Genomic DNA, 453 nt, shown 5'->3' with positions numbered 1-453 from the left:
ATTATTACTCTGTTTATAACAATTACCTCGGATGTCTTGATTAAGATATTTAAAAATCTTATCATTTCTATTTCTTATATGCAATTTTCAAGGTACATGGTGATGTGTCATTCTTTCGAACTCTGCATCTTATTCAATTGACTGAATTTTTATCAGTCATTAGAAAACTGAAATCTTATTTTCAACTCTCTAATCACTGGTAAAACCAGCTATCATAACAGCACTTCCTTGCTGATGAGGTTGGCACCGATAAGTTGTTGCTCATCTTTTGCCCGTATCTATATGAATCTCCCGAACATTTGCAGCGGATCTACTTCTTGTTCTTCAATTTTTTATAGCCTGGCGGCCACCTACTCTCCCGCACCGTCTCCAGTGAAGTACCATCGGCCGCTTGAGTCTTAACCATCGTGTTCGGGATGGGAACGGGTGTTACCCTCAAGCGCATCGCCACCA

1 rRNA gene is annotated in these 453 nt (G+C 40.0%); it reads right to left on the bottom strand.

What is annotated here, in order from left to right:
• Positions 1–337: 337 nt before the first annotated feature.
• Positions 338–453 (bottom strand): 5S ribosomal RNA (gene rrf / locus OCV72_RS16435); the annotation flags it as partial.

The organism is Dorea amylophila (genome assembly GCF_025567265.1).
Lineage (GTDB): Bacteria > Bacillota > Clostridia > Lachnospirales > Lachnospiraceae > Dorea_A > Dorea_A amylophila.
This window is presented reverse-complemented; position numbering and strand designations above follow the sequence as displayed.